The sequence below is a fragment of the Dyadobacter sp. 32 genome, assembly GCF_902506755.1.
Lineage (GTDB): Bacteria > Bacteroidota > Bacteroidia > Cytophagales > Spirosomataceae > Dyadobacter.
In genome coordinates this window covers 2,413,634-2,431,712 of sequence record NZ_LR735258.1, presented here as the reverse complement: position 1 = coordinate 2,431,712, position 18,079 = coordinate 2,413,634, and the positions used below count along the sequence as shown (strand labels likewise).

Sequence of the window (18,079 nt, the reverse complement as noted above, 5' to 3'; positions counted from 1 at the left end):
GAAGACTTTTGGGGAGGAATTGCGTTCTTGTAATTGAGATGCGTGTTTGAAAGGTTAATTTTAAAAATGGAGAGGGGCGAATTTGTGCATGAGCGCTCCGGGCTAGCGCATTACTTCCGGATCATATATTTTAAATCCCAATCCTTTTCTTTGAAAGGCAGTGCGGTGGGCTTAAACTGCGGATAACCGCCCACCTGGTCTTCCGAATCTATAATTTTTCCCTTGGCAGTCAGCATTTCATGGATGATGCGCTTGTCATGATCATCCCGGTCCCAGGGCCTAGCGCCCGCGTTTTTGACGATGTATTCTTTCACCTCTGCTGCTTTGATAACCTTAAGCGGATCATACCAGACAGGTTTTGAAACGACTAGTTTCGCACTGTCACCGGCAAACATTTTTGCCGGCTTGCCATTCACGCGCGTTGCAATATTGTCTTCCAGGTAAGCTTCACAAGGCCCGTTACCGATATAAAGAAACGGTATATCTGATGAGCTGGGCCCGTGCTGCATGACATTGCCAATGATTGTCATTTTGCCGGTTTCATGGGCATGCCCTTCCCATTCCTCGTTGACGAGTCCGTACCGTACGTTGTTTCGTCCCGGGTTGTGTACATAGTTATTGGCGTATATGCCCCGCGATCCCCCCTTAAACAACACATTCCGGTCCTGATTGCTCGCATACAGGTTGCCATAAACCAGAATTTCTTCGGCGTTATCGTGAATAAGCGTTCCTTTGGAATGTTCCCCTTTCGCGTGTGTTGAGTGGCTCAGTCCTTCGGCAATGATGTTGTTGCTCAGCGTAATGCGATGAGAGGTGCCTTTCCGCCATTCTTCGGGTGTATTTCCATTAAAGCGTGGACCGGAAGGGGAGCAGTTTTCATCAACCGCCCAGGTAAATGTACAGTGGTCGATCATGATGTTAGAGCCGCCGCTGGTGGCCATGCCATCGGGCTCCCATTTGCCTTTTTCATGCCTGGCTGCTCCCGTCCTGATCCGGATGTGCTGCACGATAACATCATGTGTCTTGATGCTGATGCCTCCGTCGATAAAAGTGATTCCGGGAGAAGGGGCCGTTTGTCCGGCGATGGTCAGGAAAGGCTCGCCGATAGAGAGAATCTGTCCTTTGAGATCGATTATTCCTCCCACTTCAAAGACAACAATTCTCTTTCCGCTGGTTTTAACGGCCTCGTTAAACGAACCGGGCCCGTCCGCGTTGAGGTTTGTGACTCTGATGAGTTTACCAGCACGCCCGCCCGGGGTATGGGCTGCCCACCCCTGAGCCCCTGGAAATGCCAGATCCTGCGCAGTGATATGCAGGCCACAAAGGCAAAATGCTGCCATCAGAAAATATCTGAAAAATAGACCCGCCCGTCGGGTGCACTGCATTGTTAAGGTAGAGGGTCCGGTGTGGAGGTGCTGGCTATGCATGAATTGTTTTTTAATTTTATGCAATCGTATTTCTAAATTCTGTTCCAATGTTTCTGATATTGGTTCTTTTCAAAGCAATGGATACTAAGAATCTCATTGTCAAGTTGAAGAGAATTACGGTTTGCGCGGTTTTTACGGAATTCTTTCCTCCATCATATAGCAGCCTCGAAAGGGAGGAAGACGTCCTCGATGATGAGAAAGCCATGATTTAGGCTCATGGGGATGACGAGTTTCGCCCATTTTTGAATTTTTTGGTGCTTGACTTAGGCTAAGCCAGTTACTATAATTTTTGCTAGCCGTCATAAACATGCAAATCCTGTGCATCCTGTAATCCTGTCAAAAAAGCAACATGAAAGATCAACACCTCACCCATCAGATTATTGCTTCGGCCTTCACCGTACACAATACCCTTGGAAGTGGATTTTTAGAGAAAGTTTATGAAAATGCGTTGTTTATAGAATTGCAGATCCGAAAGATCAAGGTTCAGCAGAAATTTGGGATACCGGTATTTTACCATGGTGTTTTGGTGGGGGATTACGTGGCAGACTTATTGGTAGAAGATAAAATTATCATTGAATTGAAAGCAGTTGAAAATCTGCACCCGATTCATGAGGCACAATTGGTGAATTATCTCACTGCGACAGGACTGGATTTTGGACTTTTGATCAATTTTGGGAAGTCTGTGGAGGTTCGGAGAAAATATAGGATTTATAAACCGAAAGGTGAGACAGGATTTCAGGATTAACAGGAGTTATAAACCGAAAGATGAGACAGGATTTCAGGATTGACAGGATTTATAGATTGAAAGGGGATACAGGATTAACAGGATTATGAACCAGAAAATGAGATAGGATTTCAGGATTAACAGGATTATGAATCAGAAAATGAGACAGGATTTCGGGATTAATGGGATTTGGTAATGACAAAATCTTTTTACTTACTCACTCCGGGGCGGTTGAGTCGTAAGGACAATACGCATTGCTTTCAGCCGGTGGACGAGGAAGGCAACTAGCTGCAACCCCGGTACCTGCCGATAGAAACGGTGGATAACCTGTACTGTTTCGGGAGCCTGGATGCCAATGGTGCGTTGTATAATTTCCTGGGCAAAAATCAGGTTGCTGTTCATTTAAATTTTTTATCACTTCCAACGGCGTTGAAACCCGAATTTTTCCTGAAACAGAAACGGGATCTCACGCTTTAAGGTGGTATCGTTTAATGTCATATCCTGTTGGCATTGAAATATCACAAAAACCTGAATAGGCAGGCCAATTTTCCAGGCTTTGGTCGCACCATGTTGGCATTGAAATATTATCTTTGAGAAAAGCAGTTAATAATCTATGAAGTATCCAAAGAGATTATCGGTAGGAGCCAACAACGCAGTGATTGCAATTTCTGATACCGAAGCAGCCAAACTTTTCCTGGATGATACCCGTTCGGATATTGGTTCGGAGGCTAAAAAACTCAAATATGCCAATGCCGTAAATAATCTGGTTGTAAATTTAAACGACTCGATTTCCATGAGGAGTTGCAAGCTGAGATGTTGGTCATGGAACGCCTCAGACCCATTGATTTCCGTTCTTATGAAGTGGAAATAAGGGAACTAGGGATAGATGTTTTTGAGGACGAACTGGCAGCATTGCACAAGGCTGGTTTCGTTCATCGCGATCTTCGACGACCATCCGGAATCGGTGGTTTGTATTACGACAATATTCTGCTTACTGACACGGGATTGCGTTTAATTGATGTGGGAACCTCAGCGCTTCGTGACCAGGTTGGGAATAAAATTTTCGAAAAGTACCTGGAAGTGGAGAATGCAGAAGTTGTTGCATTCAGGGAATATTTTCTGAACAGATAACCGGTTCCAGCGCATACCGGGAATCGTCGATGTATATTTTCAATACTTTTTTAGCGCTCAGGAAGTCGCCGTTCCGCCGGGATGGTTACCTAAGTTACGGACATCCCGCGGTCGTCGATCCCCCGGTGAAATCTCATACCATCATACATCGACGATTTTTCCCCTTGTTTTTAAACAATAAAAGTGTGTTCATTGCAAAACAAGCCCGTTTTCGCACCGGACCCCAATCGTACCGGGTTGGAATTGAAATATTGTGGGCTTCGACTCCGCTCAGCCTGACAGCTACTGCCTCAATCGTACCATGTTGGAATTGAAATGGTCGAAAACCCTTCGACTCCGCCAGGGTGACCGCCCCAATCGTACCGGGTTGGAATTGAAATATTGTGGGCTTCGACTCCGCTCAGACTGACAGCTATTAAGCATTATAGAAAAACTTCCTGTCTGTGTGCCAATAGACTTCCGGCCATAAAGCGATGGCATTTTTCAGCATATCGATACTCGCACCGAACTGGCTCCACAAGCTGTTTTTAACTTCTTCGATCATACGTATAAGTTTGAGTTTCGTAGTGAATGGAATCGCCAACTGTGATCTACGCACCCGGCATTTTATATCCATTGTGATAGTCCTTGCCCATTAATTTGTTGGCTGCCGCATCACCGAATTTTCCTTTTTCCTGATTCCATTCAATTTTGTTACCCGTGCGGTAGGCAATGTTTCCCATTTGCGATAAAATCGCAACATCGGATCCAATTTGGATTGGGGCCTTGAGGTCTTCCAGTTTTCCCGACCTGATTACGTCAATGAAGTTTTGAGCGTGTAAATCAAGGCCGTTATCTGACGATTTCTGGAAGGTTATTGCTTCCATTTTTTGTCCCTGGGGCACCACTTCCCAGCCTTTTCGGTCCACAATAAGGGTTCCGTTACTGCCAAGGAAAGCAATGCCGTGTTCCCGGTTATAAATTCCGGCACCGTATCCGATCACATGTTCCCATTGGATGTTGAAATCATCAAATTCATAAACCGTTGTGAGCGTATCTGGCGCGTCTACCCCGGTGTTAAATACTTTTGCGCCGGTGGCGATGATGCTTTTGGGCGCACCAGCCTTCATACCCAGCAGGGCATAGTCCAGCAAATGCACACCCCAGTCGGTCATGATGCCTCCGGCATAATCCCAATACCAGCGAAACTTTCCGTGAAACCGGTTTGCATTGAAAGGTCTTTTCGGCGCCGGACCCAGCCATTTTTCATAATCCACACCAGCCGGTGCTATACTGTCCGGTAGGCTAACAATAGGTGTCCCGTAATTGAAATAACCCCAAACTTTTACCAATCCGATTTTCCCTAACTTACCGGAATGTACAAATTCAATGGCATCGCGGAAATGTTTCTGACTTCGCTGCCACTGGCCTACCTGTACGACCCTTTGGTAACGCTCCTGTGCAGCCACCATGCTTCGGCATTCGGCGATGGAGTTCCCAATCGGTTTTTCCACATACACATGCTTGCCCGCCTGGCAGGCTTCCACCATCATGAGGCAGTGCCAGTGGTCGGGTGAGCCGATCACGACGGCATCTATGTTTTTATCATCCAGCAATTGGCGATAATCGCCATAGGTCTTCACCTTTACACCCTTTTCGGCCAGTTCGGCAGCCCGTTTATCGAGCACATTTTGATCCACATCGCAGAGAGCAACACATTCAACACCGGGGTTTTTTAGCACGGCCCTCAGATCCGACCAACCCATCCCGTTAATCCCTATGGCGCCTACTCGGATTTTATCCGCCGCAGAGAATATTTTCGGAAAGGCGGATAAGTTAACTGGTAATGCCGACGCCAACCCTGCGCCTGCTACAATTGCCGACGCCGAGCTGATAAATTTTCTCCTGGAAGTGATCATGAGCACAAAGTGAAAAAGGGTTGGTAGGAAGCAAAGTAGTATAAATAATAAAAAGTGCAATTCTACCTTATTCAATATCATATTTCCGGATTGCCTGGTCTGTTGCCTGGGTATGCACTATACATGATGAAAGCTTCATCCGTTAACTTTTTGTCTTTGATTGTTGTTGATAGTAACAATTGTCACCATGGGTTTCGGTGATGAAACAGGAATTTCTAAAACACGTAAAATGAGTTCGATAAAAAATATTGCATACTCCGTTCTTGATCTGGCTACGGTAATAGAGGGGAAAACACCCGCAGATGCATTTGTCAACAGCCTTTCCCTGGCACAAGCTGCCGAGAAATTTGGGTACACCCGGTTTTGGCTTGCCGAGCACCATAATATGGTCAGTGTGGCAAGTTCTGCCACATCAATTCTCATAGGTTACATTGCCGGTGGTACTTCTACCATTCGGGTGGGCTCCGGCGGGATCATGCTTCCCAACCACGCGCCTCTGATCGTAGCCGAACAGTTCGGTACACTGGCTTCGCTGTATCCCGGCAGGATTGATCTGGGGCTGGGCCGAGCACCTGGTACCGATCAGGTGACGGCGCGGGCGATCAGGGGTGATAACTTCAATACTGCGCACAGTTTTCCATCCGATGTCATGAAGCTCCAGACTTTTTTCTCAGCTGATAACAGTGAGAGTAATGTGCGTGCTATCCCGGGGGAAGGACTTGACATTCCAATATGGATATTAGGATCCAGCACCGATAGCGCCATGTTGGCGGCTGCTATGGGGCTGCCGTATGCATTTGCGAGTCATTTTGCGCCCACACATTTTCTGGAAGCCATCAGGCTGTACCGGGAAAATTTCCGGCCGTCGGTTTATCTGGACTCACCCTACGTGATGGCTTGTGTAAATGTGGTTGCCGGTGATACGGACGAAGAGGCGGACCGCCTCGTTACATCCTTATATCAACTTTTCATTGGGGTGATTACCGGAAATCGCAAGTTACTTCAGCCACCAGTGCAGAGCATGGAGGGCATCTGGAGTATGCAGGAGGAGTATGCAGTAAATCAAATGCTGGCTTATTCTTTTATAGGAGGGCCGGAGACAATCAAGAAAAAAATGGAAAGTTTCCTGGCCAGAACCGGTGTGGATGAGATCATGGCGACATCACATTTGTATGATCACAACGCCCGCGTGCATTCCTATGAAATATTGGCTCAGGTACTAGGGGAGATGAATGCCATAACCTCGGAAGGGATATCCTCATTGTAGGCTGGTTGTAACGGCTAAGAGGCATAGTTATGTTTTAGGAAATTCAACTGTTCTGGCTAACAGACGTGGGTGAGCCAGTTGCATTTTTGCGTCAGCATCTTAATTGATTTTGACCCAACTGATCTTATTTCGGCAATGAAGCAAAAAGTACTGCTCTTTCTTATCCTTGTATTTCTCCATTTTAGGAGTATTGGTCAGTCTCAAATATTTCTGGTGAAATCGCCTGATGAAAAGCTTGAAATCCGTATTGGGTTCACGAAAACGGGAGCTAATTCGCTTCTGGAGTATGAGGTTAATTACCTGGCCAAGCCGATTGTGCTGAAATCTCAACTGGGAATTACTTCCGGTAATGCGGATTGGGGCAAAGAGATGAATGCCTCTCTTTATTCCAAAACAAGTGCAGACAGCATCTGGAAACCGGTTTATGGAGAAAAATCTTCCTACCGAGATCACTACAATGAATCCGTGATTTCATTAAGGCATATTTCTAATGACAAAAGGGAAATGCGGCTGATCGTCAGGGCTTACAATGAAGGAATAGCATTCAGGTACTTTTTTCCGGAGCATCCGGAGGGAGGAAGTTATTTGCGAATTACCAGTGAGCAGACCGAGTTTAAAATGCCACAGGGCACTGTGGGTTATTTCACCCCATTTGCACAAACCAAGTATGAGCTGCTGCCCATCAACAAATTTCCGGGTGAAGCGGAACGTCCACTCTCGTTGGTTTTGCCAGATGGCCGGTATGTCTGCCTTACAGAAGCGGAAATGGTGAATTATTCCCGAACCAAATTTGTCACGGATTCGACCCGGGCTAACAGCCTTTTGTGTAAAATGTATGGCCAGGTGGATGAAATAACGCCGTTCAAAACCCCCTGGCGTGTCATTATGGTGGCCGACAAGCCGGGCCAGTTGCTTGAGAATAATTTCCTTATCTTGAATCTGAACCCGCCTAATCAGATCAAAAATCCGGCATGGATTAAACCAGGCAAAGTGATGCGGGAAGTAACCTTGTCGGCAGCCGGTGCCCGAGACTTGGTTGACTTTGCAGTCAAACGCAATCTGCAATACATACACTTCGACGCCGGCTGGTATGGTTACGAATACGTGATGAGCTCGGACGCCTCACAGGTGAAGGTAGATCCAAGGCGCAATCCCAGGAGTGATCTCGATTTGCCAGAGGCCATCCGCTACGCCAGATCCAAGGGGATAGGGGTTATATTGTATGTCAATCAGCGTGCATTGCAGCAACAGCTGGATCAGATACTGCCCCTTTTCAAATCCTGGGGTGTTGCTGGGGTGAAATTCGGGTTTGTCCAGGTTGGGTCACATCGCTGGACCGCGTGGATGCATGAAGCCGTTCGAAAGTGCGCACAGAACAACCTGATGGTGAATATTCACGACGAATACAGGCCTACAGGATTTAGCCGGACCTATCCCAATCTGTTGACCCAGGAAGGCGTTCGGGGCAATGAGGAAATGCCCGACGCGAACAATAATACCATTCTTCCTTTCACCCGTTTCGTTGCAGGTGCTGCCGATTACACCATTTGTTATTACACTCAGCGCTTTGGAAAAACCACTTTGGATGCACAGGGTAAGCCAATAGGCCGTTTCATTCAAACCACTTCTGCGCATCAGCTTGCTTTGGCAACTGTCTATTACAGTCCGCTGCAGTACATGTACTGGTACGACAAGCCCTCGGATGTGAATGATGAGCCAGAGCTGGAGTATTTCGATCAGGTGCCAACCGTTTGGGACGACACCAAGGTATTGCAGGGTGAAATAGGGAAATTCATTTCTGTTGCCCGAAGGACCGGAGATGACTGGTTTGTAGGCACGATTACCAACAACGATGCGAGAAGTCTCACGCTGTCCTTTGATTTTTTGCCGGAAGGAAAAGTGTATGAAGCAAGCCTGTATGACGACGACCCCAAGGCACCTGCACGCACCAAAGTGGGTATTCGAAAAATGAAAATTGACAGAAAAACAAAAATAAAAGTGAGTCTGGTGGCTTCCGGTGGGCAGGCGATGAGGCTCGTGCCAGTCAAGTAAAATGGTGCCGGAAGTCGTTTGTTTTACCACGAACCAACGCCGCTCCCTCCCTACCATATCTAAAAAAAGCCTAATATTGCAGCTTAGTCAATCAGTGAAAGAAATATATGTCAAATAACTTGTTCGATTTTGGGATGGTTGGTTTAGGGGTAATGGGTCAAAACCTGTTGCTCAATATGGCCGATCATGGTTTTTCGGTTATCGGTTTTGATAAAGACGAAACCAAAACCGCAGCTCTGGAAAATGCGGCAACACCAGGTACCACAGTAAAAGGTGTGCCGGATCTGGCTCACATGGTTGAGCAGCTGCAGTCACCAAGAAAGGTGATGATGCTGGTGCCGGCTGGTAAACCTGTCGACGATGTGATTGCTTCTCTGTTACCCTTGCTTGAAAGGGGAGATGTGATTATTGATGGAGGCAACTCGCATTACACGGATACATTACGTAGAGTACAGTCACTGGAAGGAACAGGGGTTAGCTTTATGGGAATGGGCGTTTCGGGCGGAGAGCAGGGGGCACGTACGGGTCCGAGCATGATGCCCGGTGGCAATAAGGAGGCGTATCTGCATCTGAAACCCGTTCTCGAATCCATAGCTGCCAAAGTAAATGGGGAACCGTGCGTGGCGTACCTGGGTAAAGGGGGCGCTGGGCACTATGTGAAAATGGTGCACAACGGTATAGAATACGCGATCATGCAGTTGATCAGTGAATCCTATGCCCTGCTGAAACATGCCGGCCTGAATAATGATCAGCTTCATGAGGTTTTCAAAAGCTGGAATGAGGGAGCGCTGCAATCGTTTCTTGTTGAGATTACCGCAGATATATTTTTACAAAAAGATGATCAATCGGATCAGCATCTGGTAGATGTGATTTCGGACAAAGCCGGATCCAAAGGGACAGGCAAATGGACTTCACAGGATTCCATGGAATTGCCGGTGGCTGTGCCGGTCATTGATACTGCGGTGGCAATGAGGACCATATCCGGCTATAAAGATGAACGTGTGCAGGCCGCAGCGCTGTATGTCGATCCCCAGTTGGGAGAGTTTTCCGATGCGTGGATCCGGGAAGTTCACGACGCACTTTACTTTGCAACGATCCTGAGCTATGCACAGGGTTTGGCTATGCTGCACCAGGCATCCAAGGAACTGGCCATGGATATTCCGATGCCCGAGGTAGTCAGCGTTTGGCGCGGCGGATGTATCATTCGTTCTTCCTTGTTAGAAATTTTTGCGAAAGCATACGGCCAGTCCCCTGAGCTGCCCAATATTTTGTTGAACCAGGACGTGGCGGAACTCGTTAAGTCCATTGAAGATAATACGCGTAAGGTGGTAGCTAAGGCGATTCTGGCAGGTGTTCCGGCAGCAGGTTTTATGTCATCGTTAGGGTATTTTGACGCATACCGAAGCGAACGGATGCCAACAAATCTTATCCAGGCACAGCGTGATTATTTTGGCGCACACACCTATCAGCGTATTGATATCCCCGGTACATTCCATACGGAATGGGGTAAAAACTAAAATTTTAATTTATGCAAACCAATAAACGTCCTCATGCTTCCCTTTTATTTATTTTTGGAGGAAGCGGGGATCTGAATTATAGAAAGCTGACGCCGGCACTCTACAACCTGTTTTTAGATCAATGGATGCCCGAGAAATTCGCCATTGCCGGCATTGGCCGAAGTGCCTACACCAACGAAGCTTACCGAGAGCATCTGTTGGACGGTGTTACGAAGTTTTCAAGAAGAAAAGGTAAACTCAACGGGCATTGGACAGATTTTAGTGAGCATGTCACCTATCTGCAAATGGATGGTGGTGATGCGTCCGCTTATCACCTGATCACAGATATGGTCAAAGAGAAAGAGGCAGAATGGGGTGTGCATCCGAATGTAATCTTTTACCTGGCCGTGGCACCGCAGCTGGTTCCATCCATTGCTGAAAAGCTTGGTGCACTGCAAATATGCGAGGATAAATGCTGTACCCGGATTGTTGTCGAAAAGCCATTTGGACACGATCTCGAAAGTGCTCATGAATTGAACACATTGCTTGCCAGCATGTTTGCCGAAGAGCAGATTTTCCGGATCGATCATTACCTGGGTAAAGAAACAGTGCAGAATATTCTGGCGCTTCGATTTGCCAACGCGTTGTTCGAGCCACTTTGGAACCGCAACTACATTGACCACATTCAGATCACAGCTGCGGAAAGCGTTGGCCTTGAAGGTCGCGGAGGTTATTTTGAGCATTCGGGTGCTCTGCGTGATATGGTTCAGAACCACATTCTGCAGATCATGTGTATGGTGGCTATGGAAGCCCCTGTATCGTTCGACGCCAATGAGATCCGTAACAAGAAAGTGGATGTGCTTAACGCCATTCGGAGGATTGAGAAAGACCAGGTTCATGATTTTGCCGTACGTGGCCAATATGCAGGAGGTTGGAAAAAAGGCGAGAAAGTGGTTGGTTATCGTGAGGAAACCGGGGTAGATCCTAATTCACATACCGACACTTTTGCAGCTGCTAAATTTTACATTGACAACTGGCGCTGGCAGGGTGTGCCCTTTTACGTGCGGACAGGCAAGTATCTCAATCAGAAGGCGACGCATATTACGTTGCAATTCAAGCCGGCACCGCACTACGCATTCCCGAAGGAAGCCGCGGAAACATGGCGGTCCAACAGGCTTACGATCAGTATACAGCCTAATATGGATATCAGTATCCGTTTCCAGGCGAAACGTCCCGGCCAGACCATGACCTTGGATCCGGTAGAAATGACTTTTGATTATGATTCCGTGGCAGGTGAACATGCTCCTGAGGCGTATGAAACGCTGCTATTGGATGTAATGGAAGGAGATGCTACCCTTTTCATGCGTGGCGACCAGGTGGATGCCGCCTGGAAAGTGATCATGCCCATTCTGGAAACATGGGCAATAAGAAAACCACAGGATTTTCCCAATTACGCTCCCGACTCGTGGGGGCCGGATGAAGCCGATGCACTCATTGCCCGGGACGGGCATACCTGGATTAACCTGCCACCAGTCGTATAAATTCAATGGATATCCATATAGCAGAAAACACGACCCGGCTTAGCGAGGAACTCGCAGGCTGGATTACGGATTACATTCAGGAAGTATTACAGAAACAGGAGCGGTTTACATTTGTTTTATCAGGCGGAAGTACACCCAGGCAGCTTTATGCTTTGTTGTCCGCGGCACCTTATAAGGAGCAGATTGCCTGGGAGAAACTCCACTTTTTTTGGGGAGACGAGAGGGCAGTGCCCTTTGACGACGAGCGGAATAACGCCCGCATGTGTTATCTTGAGCTTTTGGATAAAGTCCCCGCGTTGCCTGAAAATATTCACATCATGCGTACGGATCTGGCTCCGGAGCAGTCGGCAATGGCCTACGAGGAAGTGTTAAAGCATTATTTCAAGGATTCCGCAACCTCATTCGATCTGGTACTTTTGGGCATGGGTGATGATGGTCATACATTGTCTTTGTTTCCAGGCACGGAGGTAATTCATGAACAGGATAAGCAGGTAACCGCCTTTTTTCTACCCGCACAGGATATGTACCGCATCACGCTGACGGCTCCGGTTGTAAACCGATCGGCTTGTGTGGTATTTATGGCAGCAGGTGCAGGAAAGGCGGCAACTTTGAAATCTGTGCTGGAAGGAAAGCGAAACCTTGATAAATTCCCATCGCAGATCATTAATCCGGAAAATGGGCAATTGCATTGGTTTGTAGATGAAGCAGCGGCAGCGCTTTTGACAAAATAATGTGAGCATAGCTTTTGGTTAAGGAAAAAGCGCGGTGGATACAGTGCGCTTTTTCCTTAGGAGCACCCCGCGGAAAGAGGCTTACCGTGCATAAAAAGCATTTTTCTCTTTTACTTTTTCGATAATTGCCTCCACCGTAGCCATTACCTCGGGTGGAATCCTTAATTCGAGGTTATTGTCGACCTTGTTGGTGAGGAGCAAGGTAGCATAGTAAAGTAAGACATATCTGTCTTTCAGCGCTTTGCCGTGTTGTTCGCTCTCAAAAAGAGATAACACCAAATGTTTTTGTTCCTGATACAATAGATTTTCAATCAGCTCATCTAATTCTTCATAACCATAGTCGGTAAAAAGCTGATTGATTTTTACCTCTACATTTTCAAAATCACCATTCCAAATGCGAACAATAATTTCTGTTTCTGATGAATTCTTATTTTTAGAACTTTGATGGTATTCCGTGATATATCGTAGTGCCTTGCTTTTTTGCTTGCCCTCTTCATAATACAGATTCGCTAAATTGTTCAAAGCGTTTGTATCTCCCTTTGCGATGGCTTTCAGGTAATATGCCTCGGCTTGCTGGGCTTTGTTTTGATCACTGTACAAATTCCCTAAATTGAACAAAGCGCCTGTATCTCCCTTTTCGACTGCCTTTAGATAATATTCTTCGGCTTGCAAGATTTTGTTTTGATTCTTGTATAGAAGAGCTAAATTAAACAACGCGTTTTTATTTCCCTTTTCGATGGCTTTCAGGTAATATGCCTCGGCTTGAAGGACTTTGTCTTGATTCTTGTACAGATTCGCTAAATTGTTCAAAGCGTTTGTATTTCCCTTTTCAATGGCTTTTAGGTAACATTCTTCGGCTTGCAGGGATTTCTTTCGACCATTGTACAAAATCCCTAAATTGTTCAAAGCGTTTGTGTGTCCCTTTTTGATGGCTTTCAGGTAATATTCTTCGGCTTCTGCTGCCATGTGTAGTTCATTGTACACATAACCTTTCCAATGGAATTTGATTCCATCTTCTTCATTTTCAATTTCTTCTATTTTTTGGAGGGCTAATTCATAATCCTCTTTTCCTATTAGCTCTTTTAATTCTTCAAAAATTTCCTTAAATCTCCTTGGTAAGCCATGAAGATTGTTGATGATTTTTTGTTCTAATTGCGTAGTTAAGTCAATCAATTCGTCTCGGTCATCAGTAGTAATATACCTTGATTGGCTAAATCCTTTGGTCAATACAGACGCTTTGTCGTAGGATACCAGGCCTTGTTTTAGTTTTTGTTTATAGGCATAGGCAAGGCTTTTAAGTTCGTTAGCGTCATACCAGGATTCCAGGAAAATAGTGAGCCATAAGGCTTTGCGTTTTTGCTCAGGGTTGCCTTGGGTAATGATAAGCCACATGTTGAAAAACCGCTCGGAGAGGCGATAGAGATGGTTTTTGTTGTTGGTCGAAATCGTTTCTACGATGCCAAAACCCGTAAGCTGTTTTACAAAGGAAGAAATAAGTTTGCTTTCAATGCGGCATTTGTCCACCAATTGTTTGGTTGAGCAGGCTTCCCACAAAAAAGCCATTTCCAGCACAATCTTTCGTTGGGGAGCGGTCAGGCTGTTGAGTCGTTCCTGGTAGAGTGGAGTCGCCTTGTCCATCACCCTTCGGATGTAATCAAAGCCATACAAATCAGATTCTTGCAGCAAGATCTGAATAAAAAACTGTAAAGTGCGCGGCAAACCGTCGGTCAAAATACGAATCGCTTCTATTTTACCTTGATTTTTTAGGGCATAGCCTTGTAGTTCGGGAAGTTTCATGGCATCGCTCCAATGATTGAGCAGGAGGTCTATTTCCTCAAATTGGAGTGATGCCAGGTGGTGTTTTCTGAAAAAATCGTAAAAGGGTTTATCATACTGCCAAAAATGTTCATCCATCCGCGTGCTGCCGCCAATGAGTTGGAGGTCATTGTAGTTGAGCAATAGCTCACGGAGTAGATGACCATCATCATCCAGATTTTCCAGAATTCGGTCAAGGTTATCCAAAAGCACTACTGCCTTTTTATGTGCTGCAGTCAGGACTTTATGGATTTCTAAAAACAGGTAGCGCGTATAGTCCTGGTTGTTAGCGAAGGTAGAAAACTCAGCCAGGGCGGTAGCGGTGTTTAATTGGTTCTTTAATTCCTGCCAAACCTCAAACCACAAGTCAGACAAGCGATAAATGCCAGCTTGTTCTTCGGCTAAATTAACCGCAACGTATTTTTTTGCCAATTCAGGGTCTTCCTCTATTTCAATCTGGATGCGTTTGAGTAAGGTCGATTTGCCGCTGCCCCGTCGCCCGAGTACCAGCTCATGTTGTAGTGGGTCATAGTCATTTTTTCGCCGCAAATCGTCCACAATGATTTCAAATTCTGCTTTTCTGATGACAAAATTCTTTCTAAGCGATTCGTTATCGCTATTCGCTGCCTGATAATAATTGAGCTCATCTACAAACCAATTACCCGTTTTCATTTCACTATTCTCCATCATATACCGGGTTATTGCGTTTCCAAAATGCACTCAAAAAAGGCGAGACAAAGACATATTGCTGGTCTTGCTCGGTGATGTAGCCATCTTTTTCGAGGCCATCCATCAAGTCAATGTAACTATTCTTTTTGTTGTATTTAGTCGCCAAGTCATACAATTTGCGTTTGTCGATTGTGTCTTTGTGCGCTATGTGGGTTAGGACTTCGTTCATGTACGCTGCTTCTTCGGAAGGAAAATAGTCAAACAAACGGTTTTTCCATTCTCTGAAATGATCGTTGTTTCTGACGACCAAATCAAAGGCGGTATCAATGGAATGCGTTGTAATGTTCGGCTGTTGGTTTTGTTTGGCTGTTTTATTAATTTCATCCAACATCAAATTGATGAAATAGGGGAGGTAATAATGAAGTTTTGAAAGCAAATATGTTCTTATTTCAACGTTGTACTGTACCGTCGCATCTTGTGTAACCCACTCCACATATTCAGCCGCTTCCAAATAGGTAAGTGGTTTAAAATCAACTTCTTTTATGTCGTTCAAATCGGAGGTTCTGCCTTCTATGTTTTTGACAACATGATGAATACCTACCGAACCTGCCAGGACCAAACAAAAACTTTCTTTCAAGCGGGCATCCTGTCGCCAGGCCCTTAGATTATCTAAAATGCTGCTTGCTTCTTCTGACTTGCCTTTTTTGTAGAGATTATGCAATACCTCGGGTAGTTCATCTAAAAAAAGCACAATCTTTACTTTTTCTGACTGTAATTTAGGGAGCAACTTGCCAATTTCTTCCAGATAATTAGCAGGTTTTCGGTCACCAAACTTGACTCCGTCGAGTGTGATTTCCTCAATAGTAATTCCCTGGAACCAATCCTTGAACCAATTTCTTGATTTGTCGAATTTAGAAAGACAAAAAATGATGAGTTCATAAAAGCGCTTATAAAACTCCTCTGCTGATTTGATGCCCTGTATATTTCGAAAAACACATTTTGTATTTTCCGGGCATTTTTCGACCATAAACTCCATTACGGAGGATTTCCCTACCCGCCGGGGTGCGGCTAAAAGTACGTGGCTTCCCGTATTAATTTGTTCCCATATCGCTTCTACAATCCGAGGTCTGTTGTAATAGTATGAACCTGTGGCTGTTGGACCGATTATTATTTTAGGGCTAATCCAGGTTGTTGTCATTTTTAGCAATGTTTTTATTGTTGCAATACTTTGACAACAAATATATTGTTAAATACATTTAACAACAAAACTATTGTCAAAAATAATTTTGGATTAATTCGTACAACGCGAGGACTAAGCTTGAGGTTACTATTCAGTTGGTGTTGATGTTTGAGTCTTCGCAAAGACTTGTCCGACACAATTTGTTAACCCGGGGGTACATAGAGTGACCCTATGATTTTCTTTGCTGCTTGTCCGTTTACTCAATTCATATAGCGAAATATGGCCTTGCTACCAGCAGGTAGCCATTGGTAAAGAATATTTTACTTACTTGACTCACAGTTTGTTATTTTACAAAAACAAACCTGAAAAAACATGGGATATGTACTGAAATTGATCGCTGTTATTGTCACGATAACGTACGCGCTGCGACTTGTCAATGCTCAATCGGACCTGCTCGTTTTTGCCGGATTGGGCATTGTTGGCCTTTCGGTTTACTTTTTCTTTTTTGAACTGAATAAAATATTCAATCACCTTAAACCGAAACAATGATCAACATGAGGAGAAACATTATTATTGCCATTGTAACCCTTGGCGTAACGATTTTTTTACTGCTTTTGCAGCCTTTTACTTTTGAGAATATTGATGCCGGTAATGTAGGAATTAAAATCAATTTGTACGGTTCCGATAAAGGCGTAGACAACATCACGCTGGTGACGGGCCGTGTCTGGTACAATACCTGGACAACAAAGATTATCGAGTTTCCTACTTTCACGCAAAGCGTTGACTATGATCCGTTCGTGATTACAACGCGGGATGCGGCGGAATTTAAAGTGGATCCAAAGCTCAATTATCACATCAATCCGGATAAAGTCCCGCAAATCTACCGGCAATACAGAAGGCCGCTGGCTGAAATCCAGCAGGGTTTTATGAAAAATACAATTTATGATGCCTACCGGATCGTGGCCAACTCTTTTACCTCCGACAGCGTGATGTCTAACAGGGAAGTTTTCGAAGATCGCGTGCAGAACGTGCTCACCCGAACCCTGGGTAAGGACGGTTTCGTTTACGATCAGCTCACATCGGCCATAACGCCGCCACAGTCTTTGCGTCAAATGATCGACGAAAAGAATACCTCCATTCAGGCACGATTAAAGGCCGAAAACCAGGCCAAGCAGGCCGAAGCGGAGGCGAAGGTGATTATTGCAAAAGCGGAAGGACAGGCCAAAGCTACGCTCATCAAAGCGAGGGCCGAAGCGGAAGCAAACCAGTTGCGCCAAAAAACACTCACACCTTTGCTGATCCAACAGGAGTGGGTGGCCAAATGGAACGGCGTGCTGCCCACCACCAATGCCGGTGGTGCAAGCCTGATGCTTGGGATAAAATAAAAAAGGCTCCGCAGGACTGCTGAATGCTTTCCTGCGGAGCAGTTTTATTGATGGCTAATAGATCGGGAATTAAAGAGATTTGGCTTGCTTCAAAAGGTTGCCGGGCAAGTTCACACGCGTGGTGCTGTCCGCTGTAATGCTGAGTGTTTTGTAAACGTCTTCTGTGACAAAATCACTATTGTCTCTGACAATCACGCTTGCGGAATTTACCTTATTGTTTTTGAGGATACGAAAGGATGCCTGTTTCTCAAGGTTAACCGTAAGTGTATCGACCTTATTTTGCTCTACTTGCATATCCTGCCCCTGCTGATACAGACTTAGGCTGTCAAGCGTCCAGTCCCTTACTTTACAGGCCGTGGAGACCGATTTTATCCCGTATAATGTGCTGGCGCGGATATAAGTAATCGGCGCACGTTCGAAATTATAGTCAGGCGGGTAGTTTTTTCCTACATCATTTTTATATCGGACGCGCAAGGTGTCATTCTGGATTCTCCACTCGATCTCCTCAGGAGCGACTGCGGTCTGTATTTCAAAATCCTTTCCTGGTTGTATCTGAGTGTAACCCAGAACCTTTCCTTCAACATGGATGTACCTGAAAGATTTCAGCGCCTCTTTCCGATATCCGGCAAACGGATTATTTCTGTCAATCTTATCAAACTCGCCTTTAAGCACCATGTTGGACGTAAAGCCAAACAGCAGTATGATGGCGAGAAGGCCTGTGAGAAGTTTGTTACTTGTTTTCATATCTGAATGTGAATCTTGT

The 18,079-nt window shown here is 45.5% G+C and carries 16 protein-coding genes; 10 read left to right on the top strand and 6 right to left on the bottom strand.

Annotation, left to right across the window (positions count from 1 at the left end; translation table 11 throughout):
- Positions 1–110: 110 nt before the first annotated feature.
- Complete coding sequence (locus tag DYADSP32_RS09825) at positions 111–1,340, bottom strand: pectate lyase family protein (RefSeq protein WP_414617665.1); 1,230 nt, start codon at positions 1,338–1,340, stop codon at positions 111–113.
- 436 nt (positions 1,341–1,776) lie between these two features.
- Here DYADSP32_RS09825 and DYADSP32_RS09820 point away from each other — a divergent pair, with 436 nt between their 5' ends.
- The 3 genes from DYADSP32_RS09820 (at position 1,777) to DYADSP32_RS09810 (ending at position 3,282) form a co-directional block, all read left to right on the top strand.
- On the top strand, positions 1,777–2,172 hold the full coding sequence (locus tag DYADSP32_RS09820) for a GxxExxY protein (protein WP_149242897.1): 396 nt from the start codon (positions 1,777–1,779) through the stop codon (positions 2,170–2,172).
- 592 nt (positions 2,173–2,764) lie between these two features.
- Complete coding sequence (locus tag DYADSP32_RS09815) at positions 2,765–3,022, top strand: hypothetical protein (RefSeq protein WP_414617664.1); 258 nt, start codon at positions 2,765–2,767, stop codon at positions 3,020–3,022.
- Complete coding sequence (locus DYADSP32_RS09810; RefSeq protein WP_414617663.1) at positions 2,974–3,282, top strand: hypothetical protein; 309 nt, start codon at positions 2,974–2,976, stop codon at positions 3,280–3,282. The genes DYADSP32_RS09815 and DYADSP32_RS09810 overlap by 49 nt, the downstream gene beginning before the upstream one ends.
- Before the next feature lie 415 nt (positions 3,283–3,697).
- Here DYADSP32_RS09810 and DYADSP32_RS09805 read toward each other — a convergent pair whose 3' ends face one another.
- Positions 3,698–3,826 carry a hypothetical protein gene (locus DYADSP32_RS09805; protein ID WP_414617662.1) on the bottom strand — a complete coding sequence of 43 codons (129 nt, stop codon included), beginning with the start codon at positions 3,824–3,826 and terminating at the stop codon, positions 3,698–3,700.
- 46 nt (positions 3,827–3,872) lie between these two features.
- The gene (locus tag DYADSP32_RS09800) at positions 3,873–5,180 is read right to left on the bottom strand and encodes a Gfo/Idh/MocA family protein (RefSeq protein ID WP_149242898.1); all 1,308 of its coding nucleotides are present in this window, start codon (positions 5,178–5,180) and stop codon (positions 3,873–3,875) included.
- 229 nt (positions 5,181–5,409) lie between these two features.
- Here DYADSP32_RS09800 and DYADSP32_RS09795 point away from each other — a divergent pair, with 229 nt between their 5' ends.
- The 5 genes from DYADSP32_RS09795 (at position 5,410) to pgl (ending at position 12,267) form a co-directional block, all read left to right on the top strand.
- Positions 5,410–6,447, top strand: a complete 1,038-nt coding sequence (locus DYADSP32_RS09795; protein WP_149242899.1) for an LLM class flavin-dependent oxidoreductase — start codon at positions 5,410–5,412, stop codon at positions 6,445–6,447.
- Positions 6,448–6,582: 135 nt separating this feature from the next.
- On the top strand, positions 6,583–8,499 hold the full coding sequence (locus DYADSP32_RS09790) for a glycoside hydrolase family 97 protein (protein WP_149242900.1): 1,917 nt from the start codon (positions 6,583–6,585) through the stop codon (positions 8,497–8,499).
- A 107-nt stretch (positions 8,500–8,606) separates the two neighbouring features.
- On the top strand, positions 8,607–10,016 hold the full coding sequence (gndA, locus tag DYADSP32_RS09785) for an NADP-dependent phosphogluconate dehydrogenase (protein ID WP_149242901.1): 1,410 nt from the start codon (positions 8,607–8,609) through the stop codon (positions 10,014–10,016).
- Positions 10,017–10,027: 11 nt separating this feature from the next.
- The gene (zwf, locus tag DYADSP32_RS09780) at positions 10,028–11,536 is read left to right on the top strand and encodes a glucose-6-phosphate dehydrogenase (RefSeq protein ID WP_149242902.1); all 1,509 of its coding nucleotides are present in this window, start codon (positions 10,028–10,030) and stop codon (positions 11,534–11,536) included.
- 5 nt (positions 11,537–11,541) lie between these two features.
- Positions 11,542–12,267 (top strand): 6-phosphogluconolactonase, encoded by a 726-nt coding sequence (gene pgl, locus DYADSP32_RS09775; RefSeq protein ID WP_149242903.1) that lies wholly within the window; start codon positions 11,542–11,544, stop codon positions 12,265–12,267.
- A gap of 81 nt (positions 12,268–12,348) precedes the next feature.
- On the opposite strand, the gene DYADSP32_RS09770 is transcribed toward pgl, so the two are convergent.
- Both DYADSP32_RS09770 and DYADSP32_RS09765 read right to left on the bottom strand, forming a co-directional pair.
- The gene (locus DYADSP32_RS09770) at positions 12,349–14,772 is read right to left on the bottom strand and encodes a tetratricopeptide repeat protein (RefSeq protein ID WP_149242904.1); all 2,424 of its coding nucleotides are present in this window, start codon (positions 14,770–14,772) and stop codon (positions 12,349–12,351) included.
- Positions 14,759–15,949, bottom strand: a complete 1,191-nt coding sequence (locus DYADSP32_RS09765; RefSeq protein ID WP_149242905.1) for an AAA family ATPase — start codon at positions 15,947–15,949, stop codon at positions 14,759–14,761. The genes DYADSP32_RS09770 and DYADSP32_RS09765 overlap by 14 nt, the downstream gene beginning before the upstream one ends.
- 354 nt (positions 15,950–16,303) lie before the next feature.
- Here DYADSP32_RS09765 and DYADSP32_RS09760 point away from each other — a divergent pair, with 354 nt between their 5' ends.
- The gene (locus DYADSP32_RS09760) at positions 16,304–16,480 is read left to right on the top strand and encodes a hypothetical protein (RefSeq protein WP_414617661.1); all 177 of its coding nucleotides are present in this window, start codon (positions 16,304–16,306) and stop codon (positions 16,478–16,480) included.
- 5 nt (positions 16,481–16,485) lie between these two features.
- Positions 16,486–17,316 carry an SPFH domain-containing protein gene (locus DYADSP32_RS09755; RefSeq protein WP_149242906.1) on the top strand — a complete coding sequence of 277 codons (831 nt, stop codon included), beginning with the start codon at positions 16,486–16,488 and terminating at the stop codon, positions 17,314–17,316.
- Positions 17,317–17,385: 69 nt separating this feature from the next.
- Here the strand turns inward: DYADSP32_RS09755 and DYADSP32_RS09750 are convergent, their stop codons facing one another.
- Positions 17,386–18,060, bottom strand: coding sequence for a hypothetical protein (locus DYADSP32_RS09750; protein WP_149242907.1), 675 nt, complete (start codon positions 18,058–18,060; stop codon positions 17,386–17,388).
- Positions 18,061–18,079 lie beyond the last annotated feature (19 nt).

Bases quoted from the DNA above. Each gene is read 5' to 3' on its own strand.
- DYADSP32_RS09825 (WP_414617665.1), bottom strand. From the start codon at position 1,340: ATGGCAGCATTTTGCCTTTGTGGCCTGCATATCACTGCGCAGGATCTG.
- DYADSP32_RS09820 (WP_149242897.1), top strand. From the start codon at position 1,777: ATGAAAGATCAACACCTCACCCATCAGATTATTGCTTCGGCCTTCACC.
- DYADSP32_RS09815 (WP_414617664.1), top strand. From the start codon at position 2,765: ATGAAGTATCCAAAGAGATTATCGGTAGGAGCCAACAACGCAGTGATT.
- DYADSP32_RS09810 (WP_414617663.1), top strand. From the start codon at position 2,974: ATGGAACGCCTCAGACCCATTGATTTCCGTTCTTATGAAGTGGAAATA.
- DYADSP32_RS09805 (WP_414617662.1), bottom strand. From the start codon at position 3,826: ATGATCGAAGAAGTTAAAAACAGCTTGTGGAGCCAGTTCGGTGCGAGT.
- DYADSP32_RS09800 (WP_149242898.1), bottom strand. From the start codon at position 5,180: ATGATCACTTCCAGGAGAAAATTTATCAGCTCGGCGTCGGCAATTGTA.
- DYADSP32_RS09795 (WP_149242899.1), top strand. From the start codon at position 5,410: ATGAGTTCGATAAAAAATATTGCATACTCCGTTCTTGATCTGGCTACG.
- DYADSP32_RS09790 (WP_149242900.1), top strand. From the start codon at position 6,583: ATGAAGCAAAAAGTACTGCTCTTTCTTATCCTTGTATTTCTCCATTTT.
- gndA (WP_149242901.1), top strand. From the start codon at position 8,607: ATGTCAAATAACTTGTTCGATTTTGGGATGGTTGGTTTAGGGGTAATG.
- zwf (WP_149242902.1), top strand. From the start codon at position 10,028: ATGCAAACCAATAAACGTCCTCATGCTTCCCTTTTATTTATTTTTGGA.
- pgl (WP_149242903.1), top strand. From the start codon at position 11,542: ATGGATATCCATATAGCAGAAAACACGACCCGGCTTAGCGAGGAACTC.
- DYADSP32_RS09770 (WP_149242904.1), bottom strand. From the start codon at position 14,772: ATGATGGAGAATAGTGAAATGAAAACGGGTAATTGGTTTGTAGATGAG.
- DYADSP32_RS09765 (WP_149242905.1), bottom strand. From the start codon at position 15,949: ATGACAACAACCTGGATTAGCCCTAAAATAATAATCGGTCCAACAGCC.
- DYADSP32_RS09760 (WP_414617661.1), top strand. From the start codon at position 16,304: ATGGGATATGTACTGAAATTGATCGCTGTTATTGTCACGATAACGTAC.
- DYADSP32_RS09755 (WP_149242906.1), top strand. From the start codon at position 16,486: ATGAGGAGAAACATTATTATTGCCATTGTAACCCTTGGCGTAACGATT.
- DYADSP32_RS09750 (WP_149242907.1), bottom strand. From the start codon at position 18,060: ATGAAAACAAGTAACAAACTTCTCACAGGCCTTCTCGCCATCATACTG.